This is a genomic window from Clostridium lapidicellarium, assembly GCF_041224415.1.
GTDB lineage: Bacteria > Bacillota > Clostridia > Clostridiales > Clostridiaceae > Clostridium_B > Clostridium_B lapidicellarium.
The window spans coordinates 1-532 of sequence record NZ_JBGFFE010000065.1; the positions used below are offsets into that span (position 1 = coordinate 1).

Below are 532 nucleotides of genomic sequence, written 5' to 3' on the forward strand. Positions count from 1 at the left end.
TTGTATTATAATACTGTAAATAAGGACAGCCGATAAAAAAGATAATCGGTAAAAAATCTTGTAGAATGTATAAGGAGGTATGTACCATGTTTGATATGGTTCCATTTAAAAGAGATAATTTCTTAAGTCAGGCTGACGCGTTCAGGAATTTTGTAGATTCGTTTTTCAACAGTGATTTCTTTGCACCGGCGGTGAGTGGATTCGGCAGGGGTTTTAAAGTTGACCTCAAGGAAAATGATGATTCATATGTAGTTGAAGCAGACCTTCCGGGAGTGAAAAAAGATGCTATAGATTTGAGCTTTAACGACAACTACCTTACAATATCTGCAAAGAGAGATGACAATAAGGAAGACAAAGGCAATGGATATGTAAGGCGTGAGAGAAACTGCGGAGAGCTCAGGAGAAGTTTCTATATAGACAATGTGAAGGACAGCGACATAACGGCTTCCTTCAAGGACGGAGTTTTAAAGGTTGTACTTCCGAAAGCCGAGAAAGGACAGAAGAAGTCAGGAAGAATTGAAATCCAGTAAAT

Annotated in this window: 1 protein-coding gene; it reads left to right on the plus strand. The window is 38.5% G+C overall.

The window, feature by feature from the left end:
- Positions 1 to 86: 86 nt before the first annotated feature.
- Positions 87 to 530: a heat shock protein Hsp18 gene (gene hsp18 / locus AB8S09_RS15810; protein ID WP_369869562.1), complete on the plus strand. Its 444-nt coding sequence runs from the start codon at positions 87 to 89 to the stop codon at positions 528 to 530.
- The last annotated feature ends 2 nt before the right edge of the window (positions 531 to 532 follow it).